At 63.5% G+C, this 16,007-nt stretch carries 12 protein-coding genes and 1 tRNA gene; 8 read left to right on the top strand and 5 right to left on the bottom strand.

Going from position 1 to position 16,007, the window contains the following annotated elements; all coding sequences use genetic code 11:
- The first annotated feature begins 61 nt into the window (after window positions 1–61).
- From QZZ02_RS01580 to QZZ02_RS01600, 5 genes are all read left to right on the top strand, one after another.
- Window positions 62–2,125 carry a M13 family metallopeptidase gene (locus tag QZZ02_RS01580; protein ID WP_291841811.1) on the top strand — a complete coding sequence of 688 codons (2,064 nt, stop codon included), beginning with the start codon at window positions 62–64 and terminating at the stop codon, window positions 2,123–2,125.
- 144 nt (window positions 2,126–2,269) lie between these two features.
- A complete protein-coding gene (locus tag QZZ02_RS01585) occupies window positions 2,270–4,384 on the top strand; it encodes a M13 family metallopeptidase (protein ID WP_291841812.1) in 2,115 nt (704 codons plus the stop codon).
- Window positions 4,385–4,435: 51 nt separating this feature from the next.
- Window positions 4,436–4,687, top strand: coding sequence for a hypothetical protein (locus QZZ02_RS01590; protein WP_291841813.1), 252 nt, complete (start codon window positions 4,436–4,438; stop codon window positions 4,685–4,687).
- A 197-nt stretch (window positions 4,688–4,884) separates the two neighbouring features.
- On the top strand, window positions 4,885–5,862 hold the full coding sequence (locus QZZ02_RS01595; protein ID WP_291841814.1) for a hypothetical protein: 978 nt from the start codon (window positions 4,885–4,887) through the stop codon (window positions 5,860–5,862).
- A 100-nt stretch (window positions 5,863–5,962) separates the two neighbouring features.
- Entirely contained in the window at window positions 5,963–6,628 is a 666-nt protein-coding gene (locus tag QZZ02_RS01600; RefSeq protein WP_291841815.1) for a hypothetical protein, read from the top strand.
- On the opposite strand, the gene QZZ02_RS01605 is transcribed toward QZZ02_RS01600, so the two are convergent.
- The gene (locus QZZ02_RS01605) at window positions 6,579–8,234 is read right to left on the bottom strand and encodes an aminotransferase class V-fold PLP-dependent enzyme (protein ID WP_291841816.1); all 1,656 of its coding nucleotides are present in this window, start codon (window positions 8,232–8,234) and stop codon (window positions 6,579–6,581) included. The genes QZZ02_RS01600 and QZZ02_RS01605 overlap by 50 nt on opposite strands.
- A gap of 115 nt (window positions 8,235–8,349) precedes the next feature.
- Between QZZ02_RS01605 and QZZ02_RS01610 the strand changes: the two genes are divergently transcribed.
- The 3 genes from QZZ02_RS01610 (at window position 8,350) to QZZ02_RS01620 (ending at window position 11,075) form a co-directional block, all read left to right on the top strand.
- On the top strand, window positions 8,350–8,805 hold the full coding sequence (locus QZZ02_RS01610; RefSeq protein WP_291841817.1) for an Lrp/AsnC family transcriptional regulator: 456 nt from the start codon (window positions 8,350–8,352) through the stop codon (window positions 8,803–8,805).
- A gap of 96 nt (window positions 8,806–8,901) precedes the next feature.
- Complete coding sequence (locus QZZ02_RS01615; RefSeq protein WP_291841818.1) at window positions 8,902–10,245, top strand: MFS transporter; 1,344 nt, start codon at window positions 8,902–8,904, stop codon at window positions 10,243–10,245.
- 341 nt (window positions 10,246–10,586) lie between these two features.
- A complete protein-coding gene (locus QZZ02_RS01620) occupies window positions 10,587–11,075 on the top strand; it encodes a DJ-1/PfpI family protein (protein ID WP_291841819.1) in 489 nt (162 codons plus the stop codon).
- 79 nt (window positions 11,076–11,154) lie between these two features.
- Here the strand turns inward: QZZ02_RS01620 and QZZ02_RS01625 are convergent, their stop codons facing one another.
- From QZZ02_RS01625 to QZZ02_RS01640, 4 genes are all read right to left on the bottom strand, one after another.
- Window positions 11,155–12,378, bottom strand: a complete 1,224-nt coding sequence (locus QZZ02_RS01625; protein ID WP_291841820.1) for an alginate export family protein — start codon at window positions 12,376–12,378, stop codon at window positions 11,155–11,157.
- 14 nt (window positions 12,379–12,392) lie between these two features.
- Complete coding sequence (locus QZZ02_RS01630) at window positions 12,393–14,066, bottom strand: methyl-accepting chemotaxis protein (protein ID WP_291841821.1); 1,674 nt, start codon at window positions 14,064–14,066, stop codon at window positions 12,393–12,395.
- 729 nt (window positions 14,067–14,795) lie between these two features.
- Window positions 14,796–14,872: transfer RNA gene (locus QZZ02_RS01635), tRNA-Arg, on the bottom strand.
- Between the two features lie 111 nt (window positions 14,873–14,983).
- Window positions 14,984–15,979: a P1 family peptidase gene (locus tag QZZ02_RS01640; protein ID WP_291841822.1), complete on the bottom strand. Its 996-nt coding sequence runs from the start codon at window positions 15,977–15,979 to the stop codon at window positions 14,984–14,986.
- Window positions 15,980–16,007: the final 28 nt, after the last annotated feature.

Genomic DNA, 16,007 nt, shown 5'->3' on the forward strand with positions numbered 1-16,007 from the left:
CGCGTAGTAATCAACGCGGGGCGTTTTTGCGTCCTGGAACAAGAAACAAGGGGATCATCGCATGAAAAAGCTCTTGCTGAGCACCGCCGTCCTGGCGCTCACCGTCGCCTGCCAGCCGGCAGCGCCGACCGAAACGGCGACGGACACCGCTCATTCGACCGCCACTGCGAGCCCGGAAATCGGGACCTGGGGGTTTGACCTGACGGGCATGGATACCAGCGTCGTGGCCGGCAATGATTTCTACCGCTATGCGAACGGCACCTGGCTCGACGAGACCGAGATCCCGTCCGACCTGACCAATTTCGGCATGTTCACCGTGCTGGCGCTGGAAGCCGAGGAACAGGTCCAGGCGATCATCCTCGAGCTGGCGGCGATGAACGCAGCCGACGGCACGATCGAGCAGAAGGTCGGCGACCTCTATGGCAGCTGGATGGACACCTCGACCATCGACCAGCTCGGTCTCGCCCCGGCACGGCCCTATCTGGACCAGATCGCGGCCGCCGAGACGCATGACGACATCAACGCCCTGTTCGCGACCATCCATCACCAATCGCCCTTTGGCGTCGGCATCATCCCCGATCCGGCCGACACGACGCGCTATACGGTCTTTGTCGGCCAGGGCGGACTTGGTCTCCCGGATCGCGACTTCTACCTTGAAGAAGACAACCAGCGCTATCGCGACGCCTATCTCGCCTTCATCGCACAGATCTTCGACCTGGCGGGTATCGAGGATGGGGCAACCCGGGCCCAGGCCATTTTCGACCTGGAAATGCGCCTTGCCGAAACCCATTGGTCGCAGGCCGACAGCCGCGACATCCAGCGGATCTACAATCCGATGCCGATGGAACAGCTGGCCGCCCTTGCGCCACAGCTGAACTTCGAAGCCAGCATGGAACAACTCGGCCTCAGCGGTGTTGCCACCTATCTCGTGGCGCAGCCGAGCGCGATCGAGGCCGCCGGCCGGATTTTCGCCGAGACGCCGGTAGATGTCTGGCAGGACTACATGACCTTCCACTTCATCCGTTCGAATGCCGGCGCCCTGCCGGAAGCGTTCGACGCGGCCAATTTTGCGATGTACGGCACGACGCTGAACGGCGCCGAGGAACAGCGCCCGCGTGACCGCCGCGGCGTCAATCTTGTCGGTGGCCAGCTCGGCGAAGCGGTTGGCCAGGTCTATGTCGACCGCCATTTCCCGCCGGAATCCAAATCGGCCATGGAGTCCCTCGTTGCCAACCTGACGACGGCCTTCGCGGGTCGCCTCGATACGCTTGATTGGATGGATGACGAAACCCGGGCCAACGCCCTGCAGAAGCTGTCCACCTTCGAGCCGCGCATTGGCTATCCTGACGAGTGGCAGAACTACTCCGACCTTGAAATCAGCGCCGACGACCTGTTCGGCAATCTCATCCGCCTCAGCGAATTCGAATGGAATGAGCAGGTTGCCGACCTCGCCGGTCCGGTGGACCGGAACGCCTGGCCTTACCCGCCTCAGACGGTCAATGCGTCCTACAATCCGCTCATGAACCAGATCACTTTCCCGGCCGGCATCCTGCAGCCGCCCTTTTTTGATCCGAACGCAGATGCCGCGGTCAACTACGGTGCCATCGGCGCGGTGATCGGTCACGAGATCGGCCACGGCTTCGACGATCAGGGTCGCCGCTTCGACCATGATGGCTCGATCCGGGATTGGTGGAGCGAACAGACGAATGAGCGCTTCGAGGAGCGTGCCGACCGTCTCGGCGTCCAGTATTCCGGCTATTCGCCGGTCGAAGGACGCTCCGTGAACGGCGAATTCACGATGGGCGAGAATATCGGTGATCTCGGCGGCGTGCAGATGGCCTATACGGCCTATCATCGCCATCTCGATGCATGCTGCGATGGCCAGGCTCCTGTGATCGACGGTTTCACCGGCGACCAGCGCTTCTTCCTGGCCTGGGCCCAGGTCTGGCGGCGCCTGTATCGCGAGGACAACCTCATCAACCGGCTTGCAACCGATCCGCACAGCCCGTCGCAATACCGCACCAATGGCGTCGTCCGCAATCTGGACGTCTGGTACGAGGCCTTCGGTGTGACCGAGGACAATGACCTTTACCTGCCGCCGGAAGAGCGCGTCTCGATCTGGTAGGGCGCCCCCTGATCCGATGTAACGGCCCGGCAGCAATGTCGGGCCGTTACATTACAGGGCTGTAAGAGACGGTGCCCGCGTATTGCGCCCCGGCCCTATCGCACTAGTGTTTCCACCAAGGATTTTGCTCTTAGGGGAAACACGATGAAAAAGCTTCTGCTGACCAGTGCCTGCTTGGCTCTGATGGCGGCCTGCTCGCCGTCAGGCGAAACGCCGGAAGCCGAGACCAGCGCACAGAATGAACCCGCCACCAGCGAGACCCAGGCTGTCGCGACCGTTGTCGGCGATCCGTCCGCCGGTGATCCGCGCCTCGGTAGCTGGGGCATCGAGACCCAGCATGTTGATACTACCGTTCATCCGGGTGACGACTTCAATCGCTATGTGAATGGTGGTTGGCTCGATTCAGTCGAGATGCCGCAAGGCTTCTCGCGCTTCGGATCCTTCACGGAACTCTACCTGCTTTCAGAGGAACGCATCAACGGCATCATCGAGGAAGCTGGCGCCGCTGATGCCGCTGCCGGGGAACCGCTGCAGCAGATCGGCGATCTCTACGCAGCCTACATGGATCAGGAAACGCTTGAGACGCGCGGTTTCGAACCGGCTCAGCCGATGATCGAACGCATTGCCGCAGCCAGCAACCATACCGATATCGCGACGCTGATGGGCAGCCCCGGCACGGCATCCATCTTTGGCGCTGGGGTGACCCGTGACCAGGGCAATCCGGATCGCTACATTGTTGGCGTGAGCCAGAGCGGTCTAGGCTTGCCCACCCGCGACTACTATCTGGAAGAGACCGAGCGTTACCAGGCGTTCCGCGACGCCTATCTGGCATACATTGCTGATACTTTTGGCTTCATTGGTATTGATGGCGGGGCCGAGCGAGCACAACGCATCCTTGACCTGGAAACAGCCTTCGCCGAGGTCCACTGGACCCGCGAAGACAGCCGCGACCGGACCCGCACCTATAATCTGATGACGACCGAAGAACTGGCAGCCAGCGCACCCGGTTTCGACTGGACCGCTTTCATGGAAGCACTCGATTTCGCTGACCAGACCGAGGTGGTGATCCGTCAGGATACCGCCATCCAGTCGCTGGCAACCCTGTTCACCGAAGTGCCGGTGGAAACCTGGCAGGACTGGATGACCTTCCGTTACCTGTCCAGTAATCGCGGGTCGCTGACACCAGAATTCTATGAGCGTTCCTTCGACTTCTACGACCGCACCCTGTCAGGCGTTGAAGCGCCGCGACCGCTTGAGTCCCGGGCCATCCAATATGTCAATGGATCCATGGGCATGGCGCTCGGCCAAATCTATGTCGAGCGTTTCTTCCCGCCGGAATACAAGCAGCAGATGGAGGTCCTAGTCGATTATCTCGGCATGGCCCTTCGCGAACGCCTTGAAACGCTGGAGTGGATGGACGAAGAAACCCGTGCCGGCGCCATCGACAAGTTCGAGAATTTCACGCCGAAAATCGGCTATCCTGATCAGTGGCCGGACTATTCATCGATCGAGATTCGTCCCGATGACCTGTTCGGCAATTCCGAGCGCATTGCGGCTTGGTTCCGCGCTGATAGTGGCGCCCGCCTGCGGGGACCGATCCGCGATTGGGAATGGGGCATGTCGCCGCAGACGGTGAATGCCTATTATTCCCCGACCGCGAATGAGATCGTTTTCCCGGCCGCCATCCTGCAAGGTCCTTTCTTTGACCCCTATGCCGACCCGGCCGTCAATTTCGGCGGCATCGGCGCCGTGATCGGCCACGAAATGGGTCATGGCTTCGACGATCAGGGCAGCCGCTCTGACGGCGATGGTGTGTTGCGTGACTGGTGGACCGAACTGAGCCGTGGGAATTTCGATGAACGCACGGATCAGCTGGCCGCCCAATACAGCGAGTTTTCCCCGGTAGAGGGCGAGTTCGTAAACGGTCGCCTGTCGCTGGGCGAGAACATTGGTGATGTCGGTGGCCTCTCAATGGCCTACCGGGCCTACCAGCTCTACCTCGCCGATCATGGCGGCGAAGCCCCGGTGCTGGATGGTTTCACCGGCGATCAGCGCTTCTACATGGCCTGGGGTCAGGTGTGGCGCAATCTGTACACCGAGCAGGCGCTCGTCCGCCAGCTGCGCCAGGGGCCGCACTCGCCGGCGCAATACCGCATCAATGGCGCGCTGCGCAATCAGGACGCCTGGTACGAAGCTTTCGGGGTGACCGAGGATCACGAGCTTTACCTGCCGCCGGAAGAGCGCGTCTCGATCTGGTAAAGCGACCTTCAAACGCATGACGAAACGGCCCGGCCCAAGCGTCGGGCCGTTTTGCATCTGACGCCTTGCCTTGCCGCGACCGGCTCCCGGATTGGCGTCGGCAGCGCGGTCTATGCGGCCTGGATCGCGGTCGACATCATCGTCGCCAGTATCGGGATGGCCTTCCGTCTGCTCGGGGTTGCGAATGCCAAGCGGATCGGCAAGGCGCTCAAGGCCGACACCAGCGCCGTCGATGCGCTGCACCCGATGGCGTGTTGCTGGCGGTGGTCGGCGATATGGTCGGGACCTGGGCCGCAAAGATGACCGGCTGCATCATGATGTTCATGATGGGTGTCAGCGTAACCCCTTGAGTTGAAAAGGCGTCTGACAATTCCCCCGTGAGTTGAAAACGAGGTCTGACGCGTATTATTTCTTAACGACACTCCCCGCTTCCGTTAACCTTATGTCATCGAAGCGCGCCTCAGGCGTGGCTCCGAACAGATTCCAAGGGGGGAATAAAGATGAAACACCAACTCCTGTGCGGCAGTGCCGTCGCACTGCTCACCGCCGCCACCGCACACGCCGGCGATCAGGAATGGTTCCCGCCGGACCCGCCGTCCACGGCAGCGACCGGCGAGTGTTACGCGCGCGTCCGCATTGCACCGGAATACGATATCTATTCCGAGCAGGTTACCACGCAGGACTCCTATGAGCGCTACAGTGTCGCGCCGCCGCGCCTGCGCGACGAGTATCGCGAGTACATTTCGCGCGAAGCCGGCATGCGCTACATCGTGCATGAGCCGGTCTACGAGACGGTGACCGAAACCGTCGAGATTCGCCCGTCCTATGTCGAATACGAGGTCGTTCCGGCGGTGCACGACACTGTCACCGAATCGATTCTCGTTCGCGAGCCCCGCATGGTCTGGCGTCGCGGCTATGTGCCAGGCGCGTCCATGACACGCTTCGACAGCGAAACCGGTGAAGTCTGGTGCCTGGTGGAAGAAGCCGGCGAATATCAGACCGTGACCCGCAACATTGTCGTGCAGCCGGCCAATATCCGCGAAGTCAGCCATCCGGCTGAATATGCCCAGATCACCCGCGACGTGCTGATCCAGGAAGCGCGCATCGAGGAGATCCCGATCGCCGAAGAGCGCGATACCTACCGGATCGAAGTGCTCGACCAGCACGCCACTGTCGACAGTCACGTAGTCCCGGTCGAGACGCAGACCATCACCCGCTACTCGCTGCGCACGGAAGAGCGTTGGGAATGGCGTCTGGTGGATTGCGAAGAGATCAACCTGCCGGGTCACAACCCGCCGATGAGCTCGGAAATCCCGCCGGTCGCCTCGCGTCAGCCGGCACCGTCGAGCCAGGGCAATACCTATCTCTACGGCACCGACATGCCGGCCGACGGCAATGCCTATTCGGAAGAAGTACCGGTCGCCCGGGCCTCTTACTCCGCTTCGTCCTCGGCGCGTTCGACCCGACGCAACCGCTAGGACCGGACGACGGGCTGGACACGGGCGCAAGCCCGACCAGAATGAAACGGCGCGGAGTGATCCGCGCCGTTTTCGTTTGCGGACCGGGATCGGAGTTTGCGTGTCTGACTACATGATCGGCTATGGCAGCCTGCTCTCGAGTTATAGCCGCCGCACCTATTCCGGCATTGTCAGTGCGATTCGTCCTGTTGTCGCGACCGGCTGGCGACGAGGCTGGACCGTGCGCTATGGCGACGAAGCCGCGACCTATGCCGGCGTCCGCCAGGCTCCCGGACAATTGTTGCATGCTGCGCTGGTTCCGACCCGGATCACGCCGGAGCTGCGGCATCGCGAGCGCGGCTATGTCTTCACCGAGGTGGATCCGGCCAGTGTCCATCCGGCCGGCGAGGATCGCGCCAGGCTGCCGGACGGGCGCTACTGGATCGTCGTCAATCGCGAGCAGGTTCGTGCCGATGATGCCCACCCCATCCCGCAGACCTATGTCGATACCTGTCTGGCCGGTTGCCTCGAGACCGGCGGCGAAGCCCGCGCGAAAGCCTTCATCCAGGCCACCGAGCTGTGGGATGCGCCCTGGGTCAATGACCGCGACAGCGCCGCCCCCCTCTATCCGCGCCGGACACCGCTGAATGCGGAGGAGAGAGCCGTCATCGATCAGATTCTGGATGCATGCGGCGTCCTGAAATTCAGGCAGGACGACTCGCCGGAACAGCCGCCGTTCAAACGTCGACCAGCTGGACATCCCGCGGGTCAAGCCCGGTCTCGCTGAACACGCGAACCATGTCGCGAGCCACCCGGAAAGGTTCTTCAAGACGATCACGCGGATCGGTCGGGTGCGGCTCTGGCTCCGCGTCCTGGCCGTTCCGGCGCGCGTCAAGCAGCCCCGACGGCCAGTCAGAACCCTCATCGACCGGGTCCCCCGCCCAGTGCCAGGCGCCGGTCTCCGGGTCGCGGTCATAAAAGCCGGCGAAAAATTCTGCGTTGTCGGCGAGGAAGCACACCGCATCGACCAGATAGTCGATTTCATCCTGGGACATGATCCAGTGCAGGCTGACCCGGCACCAGCCCGGCCGCGCACCGACATCGCCGGCCAGGACCCGGGTCCGGATGTCCTGCGTGGTGGCATCGTCAATGCCCAGCAAGTGGTGACCATAAGGGCCCGCACAGGAACACCCGGCGCGGGACTGGATGCCGAACAGGTCATTGAGCAGGAGCGTGACCAGGCGCGGCTCGATCATATCGCCATCGGCCTTGCGCAGGTTGAAGGCGACGATGCCGAGACGCCGGGCTGGCACCTGCGGGCCGAGCACATCGATCCGCTCGTGCCCGCACCAGCGCGAGAAGGCCCGCTCCAGGGCATTATGCTCGCGCTCGGCGATCACATCGGCGCCGATCTCGGTCTGGATCTGCATCGCCAGCGCCGCCCGGACCAGTTGCGGCAAGCCCGGCGTGCCGGCACGCTCGCGCGCTTCAATGCCTTCCAGAAAGTCATGCCCGTCCTGCCAGACATAGCGAACGGTCCCGCCGGCACTCTGGGTCGGCGGGAGGTCACGCCGGTAGAGCCGCTCATCGAACACCAGGATACCGCAAGACCCCGGTCCGCCCACGAATTTGTGGGGCGAGAAATAGACCGCATCAATCGCCGCCTCCGGATCGAGCTCCGGATGCATGTCGATGCGCTGATAGGGCGCGCTGGCCGCGCAATCGAGGCACAGAATCGCCCCGGCTGCGTGCAGGCGATGCGCCAGGCTGGCGATATCCGTGCGTATGCCGGTAACGTTGGAGGCGGCCGAGAAGGCGCCGATCTTGCGCCAGCCATCAAAGCGCGGATCGGCGAGCGCGGTGGCGAGGGCGGCAAGATCAATCCCGCCGCTCGCATCAAGTCCGATCGACACGACCTCGGCCAGGCTGTCGCGCCAGCTCAACTCGTTGGAATGGTGTTCATAGGGACCGACGAAGACCACCGTCTTCACCTTGGCACCCGCGTCGAGACCCAGCCCGGCACGGCTGGCCGGTGCGACCGCCAGCCCGAGAATTTCCTGCAGTTTGTGAATGGCACCGGTCGCACCGGCAGCACACGGCAACAGACAGTCCCCCGGCGCGGCATTGACCGCCTGACGGATCACGCGTTCGGCGGCGCGCATCCAGCGATTGCTCGCGCGTCCTGTCGCACTGTCCTCGGTGTGGGGATTGGCATAATCCTGCATCAGCCGTTCGACCTGCGCTTCGACCTGCTGCAGCGCCCGCCCGGACGCCGTGTAGTCGGCATAGAGGAACGGCTTGGTGCCGAACGGGGTGGCCAGCATCCGGTCAGCACCGATCAATCCCCGTCGGACGGTGTCGAGGCGGGCTGGGCCGACGGTCGGGTAGGACATGAGCAACTCCGGACAGTGATCCGCCATACAAACATCTGACCGGGGGCGATTTTCACCAAATTTCAGCTATACTGTTCGGACTCACTAGTGATTATTGCCAAGCTGGAGTGCCATTATGGTTTTTGACGATCATGACCGCCGCCTGCTGCGAGCGGTGCAAAGGGATTCCGACCGGACCGTGCAGGAACTGGCGGACCTGATCGGGCTGAGTGCGACGCCGACCGCTCGCCGTCTCAAGCGGCTCAGCGAAGCCGGCGTGATCCGCAAGCATGTCGCCCTGCTCGACCCGGAAGCCCTCGACCTGCAGGCCACGCTCTTCATCGCGGTGCGGACCAGCCACCATGATGCCGACTGGCTGAAGCGCTTTGCCGACGGGGTCGCGCGGATGCCGGAAGTGGTGGAATTCTATCGTTTGAGCGGCGATATCGACTATCTCATCAAGCTTTGCCTGCCGGATGTGCGGGCCTATGACGAGGTCTACAAGAAGCTGATCGCGATCGCGCCGCTGTCGGATGTAAGCGCCAGCTTCGCCATGGAAGCGATCAAGAACACGACGGAACTGCCGGTCTGACACCCCCGGCCCTTGCATGGCCGACAGCTCTGCCTGAAGCTGCCCCCTCGCCGCCCGGCTGACCGGGCTTCGCACCGCCACGCCCGACGAGCCCTCATGACAGCGCCCACGACAACCGCACCCGGAACCGACAGCTATCGCAATGTCGCGGCGATCGTTATCGCGCTTGCCATCCTGCAGGCCGCGCTGGGCGGATTGTCGGTCGTGGGTCCGTTGACGCTGCTGGCGCAAGGGGCTTCGCCGATGAAAATCGGTGCCATCGTGTCGGCCTACGCGCTCGGCTTCCTGCTGGGCGCCCGGCTGGCCCCGCGCGAGATCATGCAGATCGGCCATATCCGGGCGATCGCCGGCTTCGCGGCCGCAGCCTCGCTCGGCGCCGCCTCGCTCTATATCAGCGGCGCCATGGCGTGGTGGATGCTGGTGCAATTCATCATCGGCGTGTGTGTCGCCGGCTTCCTCGCCTCCGGTGAAAGCTGGATCGCAGACGCCGCACCGAGCCAGAGCCGCGGCGCCATTCTTGGCTTCTACCTGGTCACCTCGAAGCTCGGCTTCATGCTTGGTCCCTTCCTGGTGGCCGGCGCACCGGCCGGCACCGCAACCGGCTTCCTGATCGTTGCCGCCCTTCTGACCGCGAGCCTGATCCCGGTCTGTGCCACGCGGCGTGCCGAACCCGCCCTGCCGTCGACCAAGCCTTTCAGTCCGCTGAAAATCTGGAACTTCGCCCCGTCATCCATTATCGCCGCCCTGATCTCCGGCATGGTGTCCGGCGCCGTGCTCCAGCTCTATGCCGTTTTCATACAGGGATTCTCGACCGCCAGCGTCACCCAGACGGCGGCCCTGTTCAACGCCGCCATGATTGGTGGATCGGTGATCGCGACCTGGCCGGCCGGCATGCTGTCGGACCGGATCGACCGGCGGCTCGTGATCGCCGGGCTGGCCGTAGCCGCCGGCAGTTCGGCGCTGGTCCTGGCCCTGTTCAGCAGCCTCCTGCCGCAGGCGGCCATATTTGCCATCGCGGCCTTGTGGGGTGCCGGCGCCCTGTCCTATTACGGCGTTGCCGTCGCCCACGCGGCCGACCGGGCGCCGGACGGGCAGGCGACCAGCATGATGTCCGGCATTCTCATGGTCTGGGCACTGGGATCCATGATCGGACCGCTTGTCGCCAGCGGCGTGATGAGCCTGATCGGACCAGCCGGCCTGTTCTTCTTTGCATCCGCCGCCCTGTTCACGCTCGTCGCCCTGATGCTCGTCCGCCGGACAGGCAAGTCAGCGGTGCGCAGCGAGGACAAGGCCGATTTCGAGCCAACCGCGACCACCTCCGTAGCCGTCATTGAACTGACAGACCTCGCCAGCGAGGAACAGGATGCCTCCGATGAGCCGGATGCCGGCTTCGGCTCCGAATTCGATACCGAGTTCGAGGATGCCGGCGGGCGCGATTGATTTTCGGTGGTGGCACGGCCTGCGCAGAAATCCGGAACTTTTGGGTCATGCATCACCCGGAAAGCCGGTTTGGCTGCGAATAAATAGCTGAGACAATCAACAAATTAAATGTATAACAGCCGAAATCATGATTGGCGCTTGTCTCGATAGTCATGAATTACGCAATTAAATACGCGTTTTTATATTTCAGAGTTCCGGTGCAATAATTTTGAGACGCCGGAGCGATATATTTTAATGACATATGCGGCCCTTGATTCGACGCATATGATCATTATTCCTCTACAGCAATAAAACTTGGCGCCGGATGAACTGCGCCCGCAACAATGGAGAATACCCGCTTGATGAAACATGGTCCCCGCCCCACCCGCGTCGCGGCTTTCGTCGCCGACACCGTCAATGTGCAGCAATTGCAGACGGCCACCGACGCACTTGCCCGCCACAATCGACGCCTTGTCCTCGTATCCGGACAGCAAGCGCTGCTGCGCGGCAAGAATGGCGGCACGGAGATCAATTTCGCCGTAGCGGAAACCGTCGCCGAAATTGACGAGAGCGCCTATGATGCGCTGGTCCTGCTCGAAGACGCCGTGACGCAGCCCGACAGCGCCAGCGCCCTGGCGAAGCTGTTTGCTGACAAGGGCAAGCCTGTGATCGCCCTGACCGGCAGCGCCTCGATCATTGCCACCATGGCCGGTACGGCGACGCCGACCGAGACGACGGCGGCAGCCCTCATCGATGGTCATCTCTATGCCAGCGACGAGGCTGAGAGCGACTGGAAGATCATCGACGCCGTTGCCGGCCGCATGCAGCGAGAAGCGGCATCAGCGGCCTGATCAACGCCCGGACTCGCGCCGATAACAAAAAAAGGCCGGGCATGTTGCCCGGCCTTTTTCATTGCACTGCCACGACGGGTCAGCGCGCATGGGTCAAGACAATCCACTGCTTGGTCCTGTCGGCCGGTGAAAGCGGGCTTGTCCCGGACTGGTAATCGGCAAGCTGGAAGGACAGACCGACATCGCCCGGCAAGTCGAGGCTCAGCCAGGCATCCCATTCGCGCCCCAGATCACCGTCATTGCGCTGGCTCGTGAAATCCCGGTGCATGGCGCCGATCTCCCAACCGGACAGGAAGCCGAGCGCCAACCCGCCTTCATAACTGGCGCCGAAGCGCAGGTCTTCAAGCCCGTCCGCAGTCGATTGCGCCCCGCCGCCGCTGAACGCATCGGCCCAGCCATGAAAGCCGTGGCCGGAGCCCAAGGGCGTGGCGATCGTGTTGTTGCCATCACCCTCCAGCACGTCATAGCCGACCATGAGTGTCGCGCCCGAGCCGGAAATGCTGGCATCGAAACTGGCAAAGCCGAGATCGAAATCCGCCGTCGATGAAGCGTAATCACTCTGACGCGCCACCAGCGCCGCATAGCGCAAGCTGGCATCGCCTAGCGGGAGCGATCCGGTGAGGCGCCCGCCCCAGGTCATGTTCGAGACGTCCTGCGGAGCAGACGGGTCTGTCAGATCAATGAAATAGGCAAAACCAGTCAGGACGGCGGCCGCATTGACCGTATAGCCCAGATTGAGCAGGTGACTGTCGCTGTCCCAGTCGAAATCATCGCCCGGCCCCCGCAGCACGCGGTCATGATAGACATAGCTTGCGCGCCAGCCATCCTGGCTCAGATCGACCCGCAGCGCGTCATGGGAATTGCGGTCCTGCCGCCAGGACGGCGAGCCGATGAAACGGTTACCGTCAAAGGACAGAAGCTGGCGTCCCGCCGTTATGCGCACGTGTTCACCGGCCGCATAGCTCACCTGCAACCGGTTCAGCTCGGTGATGTCGTCATCCTTGATCGTGGCGAAGGCGGTCTGGCCATTGAGACCGGAATTGTAGTTGTCAGAGCCCAGGGCGATGACGTTTTCGCCTTCCACAAGAAAGGTGAAGCCCGCCCATTGCGGCGACTGCCAGCCGAGACGCGTGCGCAGCGTGGCCGCTTCGGCGTCCAGCTTGCCCGCCTGCTCCACGGCTTCATATCGGGCACGCATATCCAGCAGGATCGTGCCGTGCGGGTCATCCGTGGCGGAGGCCGTCGGGATGACTGCCGCGCTGACAATCAGGGTGGCGAGCACTGTTCGGGTCAGGTGTTGCATGGCCATCCTCCGCCTCAAGCCGCACGGATGGCGGTCAGGAAGTCTTCAAACTCGGCTTTCCAGGCTTCGTGCCGGGTGGCCCTTTCAGTCGATGCACTCAATACGGAGCGCGAGACCTCGTCGGTCTGTCGGGTAAATTGTGCGACCTGGTCGACATCGGTCGCGGCCCGCGTCGTGCCGTCCTGGGCCCGCTGGGCCGATTGTGCAATTTCCGACGTCGCTACACGTTGCTGCTCAATGGCCGACGCCGAAGCCACCGCCAGCTCGCCCAGTTGTGCGACCGCTTCCAGGGCCTTGGCGGAGGAAGCCGTGCAGGCTTCAGCCGACGACTGGATGCCGTTGATCTTCTCGGCGATCTGCTGGGTTGCAGACGTCGTCTGCTCGGCCAGCGCCTTGACCTCGGAAGCAACCACCGCAAATCCCTCGCCCGCCTCACCGGCGCGGGCCGCCTCGATCGTGGCATTGAGTGCCAGCAGATTGGTCTGCGAGGCAATGGTGTCGATGATCTCGACAATTGCGCCAATGGCTTCGGCGGCCTGGGCCAGCTGTCCGATCACTTCCGAACTGGAGCCTGTTTCGGTACCGGCGAGCTGAGACAGTTCGCTGGTCCGGTTCACCTGGGTCGAAACTTCGCTGATCGAGGCCGCGAGTTCTTCGGAGGCAGCTGCCACAGCCTGCACGCTGGAGGCTGCATTCGAGGCTGCACCGCGCGCCGAGTCCGACAGTGTCGCCGCCTCGCTGGAGGTCGACTGCATCTGGTTGGCCGAGGCTGACAAGTGCTGTGATGCTGCCATCACGCTGGCCAGAAGCTCGCTGGACGCCTGTTCGAACTTGCCAACGGCTTCCTCACGAGCGGCATGGCGACGCGCTTTCTCGTCGGCCTCCAGCAGCTCGCGCTCACGCATCGTGTCGGCGGTGCGAAGAGCATCCTGAAGCGTTGAAGTGGCGCGGGCGAGGTCGCCGAACTCATCACTGCGATTGATGCCGTCAATGTCGAGATCGCGGCGCCCTTGCGCCAGAGCACCGACAATATCGCGGGTTTTTGTCACCGAGGCGCGAATCGTGCCGCCAATGAGCCGGGTCAGCCCGAACAGGCCGATCGTCGCCCCGGCCACCGCGACAATGCCGGCCCAGAATGTGATCCGGGCCATGTTGTCCAGGCTCGCCCAGGCAGCGTCCAGATCCGCACTTGCACCGTCTCGCACCGTCTCGATGGCGGTGTCCATCCGGTCGTCATAAACCGCGAGACTGTCGACAAAGCGCGACACGCCCTGACGGTCCAGGCCCGCAATGTCACGGGCCGTGTCACTGATCAGCTGATGCAGGCCGGCATAGTCGGCCCGGACGCCCGACAGGGCGGTTTCATAGGCGGGAAGGACGACAATCTGCTCGGCCTCGGCCAGCGAAATTTCGAAATCGACAAGATTACCCAGCGCCGCATCGATCCGGTCCGGCGCCGGCTCGGCCGCCATCAGATAGGTGTCGCGCAAGAGGGAGGTCAGGTCTTTTTCCAGCTTGTTCGCGGCAATCAGGCTCGACGTGGAGTGTCGGGCTTCATCCTCAATGCCGGACACGGCGTGTCGCAGCAACCCGTTGGCAACGACGTAACCGAGCAGGAGAACCACGGACGTGGCGGCCAGCAAGGCCAGACGGGCTTTCAGTGAGAGGTCCTGGAGACGAAAGGGCATGGCGGTCAACCTTTGGCGCGTTCCGAAACATCCTTTCGCCTCGCCCCGCGGAGATTAACCCATTGCTGCCGCAAGCCTGCAGCAAGCTCGTGCAAAAGATTATATTTTATAAGCGCTTGCCGGAAACGTTGTTCGTGAACACGGTTCCCCCCACCGCAACCCGCGCCGCACACGATAGTCCTGGCTGAACAATCCGGCATGTGATGGCGGCGCGCAATTCACGACCGGCAACCGCCGGAAATCCGGTGAACGACATCGCGGCGCATGCGAGCGGGGACGGCGCGGCGGCACGACATGTCAGCCCCTCTCTCCACCACGCTCCGCGCGCACCGACCGGACAATAGAAGCGAAGTCGCGACGAATGATTGCCCGCCTCGAACGGTCGAGATCACACCCCGCAGCCTGGAGCGCGTTCGATGTGAGCATCGACCCCGGCACCGAAGACGGCATCCGGCTCGGGTCGAGCGGAACGGGAACAAGGGAAAAATGGCGCGCCTCGCGGGATCAGATCCGGACCCCTAAGCCTTGAGCGCGTTCCATGTGAGCATCGACCCCGGCACCGAAGACGGCATCCGGCTCGGGTCGAGCGGAACGGGAACAAGGGAAAAATGGCGCACCTTAGAGGCGCCATTTCGAACCCAACGGGTTCGCAAGCGCGACTGCGCGCCGGCCGGCCAGGCCGCCCCATCGGAGGCGCGAGCGAAGCGAGTTGCCGCGAGATCAAGGAAATGGCGCACCGGGGAAGATTCGAACTCCCGACCCCTAGATTCGTAGTCTAGTGCTCTATCCAACTGAGCTACCGGTGCAGGCCGTATGGCTTCGAGGTCTCAGCCCCGAAGAGGCGCGGAACCTAGCCCCGGCTTTGGGGGATGGCAAGTCCCCGATTGCGGCAATTGCACCGGCTTGTGCAGCGCATCTCAGCCGGCCGCCAGGCGCGCGGCGTGAACGCCTCGTGCAACGGCGCGGGCGAGGCAATCGGCAGCGGCCGAGCCGAGCCGGGCGAGCGCCAGCTCGCCGCCTTCGCCGAGCGGGCGGGCGGCGGTGGACAGGGCAAAGACAACATCCCCGTCGAAGGGCGTGTGGACCGGGCGGATGGCGCGGGCAAGCCCGTCCTGCGCCATGATCGCGAGACGTTGCGCCTGGGCCGGCGTCAGGGCGACATCTGTCGCGACCACGGCGATGGTGGTGTTTTCGCGCGGGCCGGGCTGCATCTTGGCAGCCCCCCAGTGTTCCGCATCGGCGCGCCAGCCGGCGGATGGGCGGGCACCGCCGAATTCGCTGTCGATCTCGTAAGGCCACGCCCAGTAGACATCATCGTCCCCGGGCAGGGTGACCGAGCCGAAACTGTTGACGCAGACCAGGGCCGCCACGCGGCCGCCATCGCCGGACAGCTCAAGGCTCGCAGTGCCCGTGCCGCCCGCATGCAGGCCGGCCCGCGCGCCATGACCGGCGCCGAAAGCGCCAAGCTCGACCGTGTCGGAGACTGCGGCGAGCGCCTGCCGGCCGAGCGCGCGATAGGGTGGCGCCTCCCCCCAGGCCTTGTCGCCACCATTGGCGAGATCATAGAGGATCGCGGCAGGCACGACCGGGGATTTCGGCACGCCCGGCAAGTCGAACAGGGCAAACCCGTCGCCGCGCGCGCCCAGCGCAGCGGCGACGCCATCAGCCGCCGCCAGCCCGTAGGACGAGCCACCGGCCAGAACGAGGGCATCGACCGCATCAACCAGTGTATGGCTGGCCAGGGCATCGGTCTCACGCGTGCCCGGACCGCCGCCACGGACATCGACGGCACAAACAGCACGCCGGTCCGGCAGGATTACGGTCACGCCGGTCTTTACCGAGGCGTCATGAACCTGTCCGACGCGCAGGCCGGCAATATCGGTCAGGCTGTTGCGGAATGCTGGCATTGACATGACCGGCCTCTTATCTCTGAGTTGTGGG

It is taken from the genome of Maricaulis sp. (assembly GCF_015665295.1).
Lineage (GTDB): Bacteria > Pseudomonadota > Alphaproteobacteria > Caulobacterales > Maricaulaceae > Maricaulis.

Bases quoted from the DNA above. Each gene is read 5' to 3' on its own strand.
- QZZ02_RS01625 (WP_291841820.1), bottom strand. From the start codon at position 12,378: ATGCAACACCTGACCCGAACAGTGCTCGCCACCCTGATTGTCAGCGCG.
- QZZ02_RS01585 (WP_291841812.1), top strand. From the start codon at position 2,270: ATGAAAAAGCTTCTGCTGACCAGTGCCTGCTTGGCTCTGATGGCGGCC.
- QZZ02_RS01620 (WP_291841819.1), top strand. From the start codon at position 10,587: ATGAAACATGGTCCCCGCCCCACCCGCGTCGCGGCTTTCGTCGCCGAC.
- QZZ02_RS01610 (WP_291841817.1), top strand. From the start codon at position 8,350: ATGGTTTTTGACGATCATGACCGCCGCCTGCTGCGAGCGGTGCAAAGG.
- QZZ02_RS01640 (WP_291841822.1), bottom strand. From the start codon at position 15,979: ATGTCAATGCCAGCATTCCGCAACAGCCTGACCGATATTGCCGGCCTG.
- QZZ02_RS01595 (WP_291841814.1), top strand. From the start codon at position 4,885: ATGAAACACCAACTCCTGTGCGGCAGTGCCGTCGCACTGCTCACCGCC.
- QZZ02_RS01615 (WP_291841818.1), top strand. From the start codon at position 8,902: ATGACAGCGCCCACGACAACCGCACCCGGAACCGACAGCTATCGCAAT.
- QZZ02_RS01630 (WP_291841821.1), bottom strand. From the start codon at position 14,066: ATGCCCTTTCGTCTCCAGGACCTCTCACTGAAAGCCCGTCTGGCCTTG.
- QZZ02_RS01605 (WP_291841816.1), bottom strand. From the start codon at position 8,234: ATGTCCTACCCGACCGTCGGCCCAGCCCGCCTCGACACCGTCCGACGG.
- QZZ02_RS01580 (WP_291841811.1), top strand. From the start codon at position 62: ATGAAAAAGCTCTTGCTGAGCACCGCCGTCCTGGCGCTCACCGTCGCC.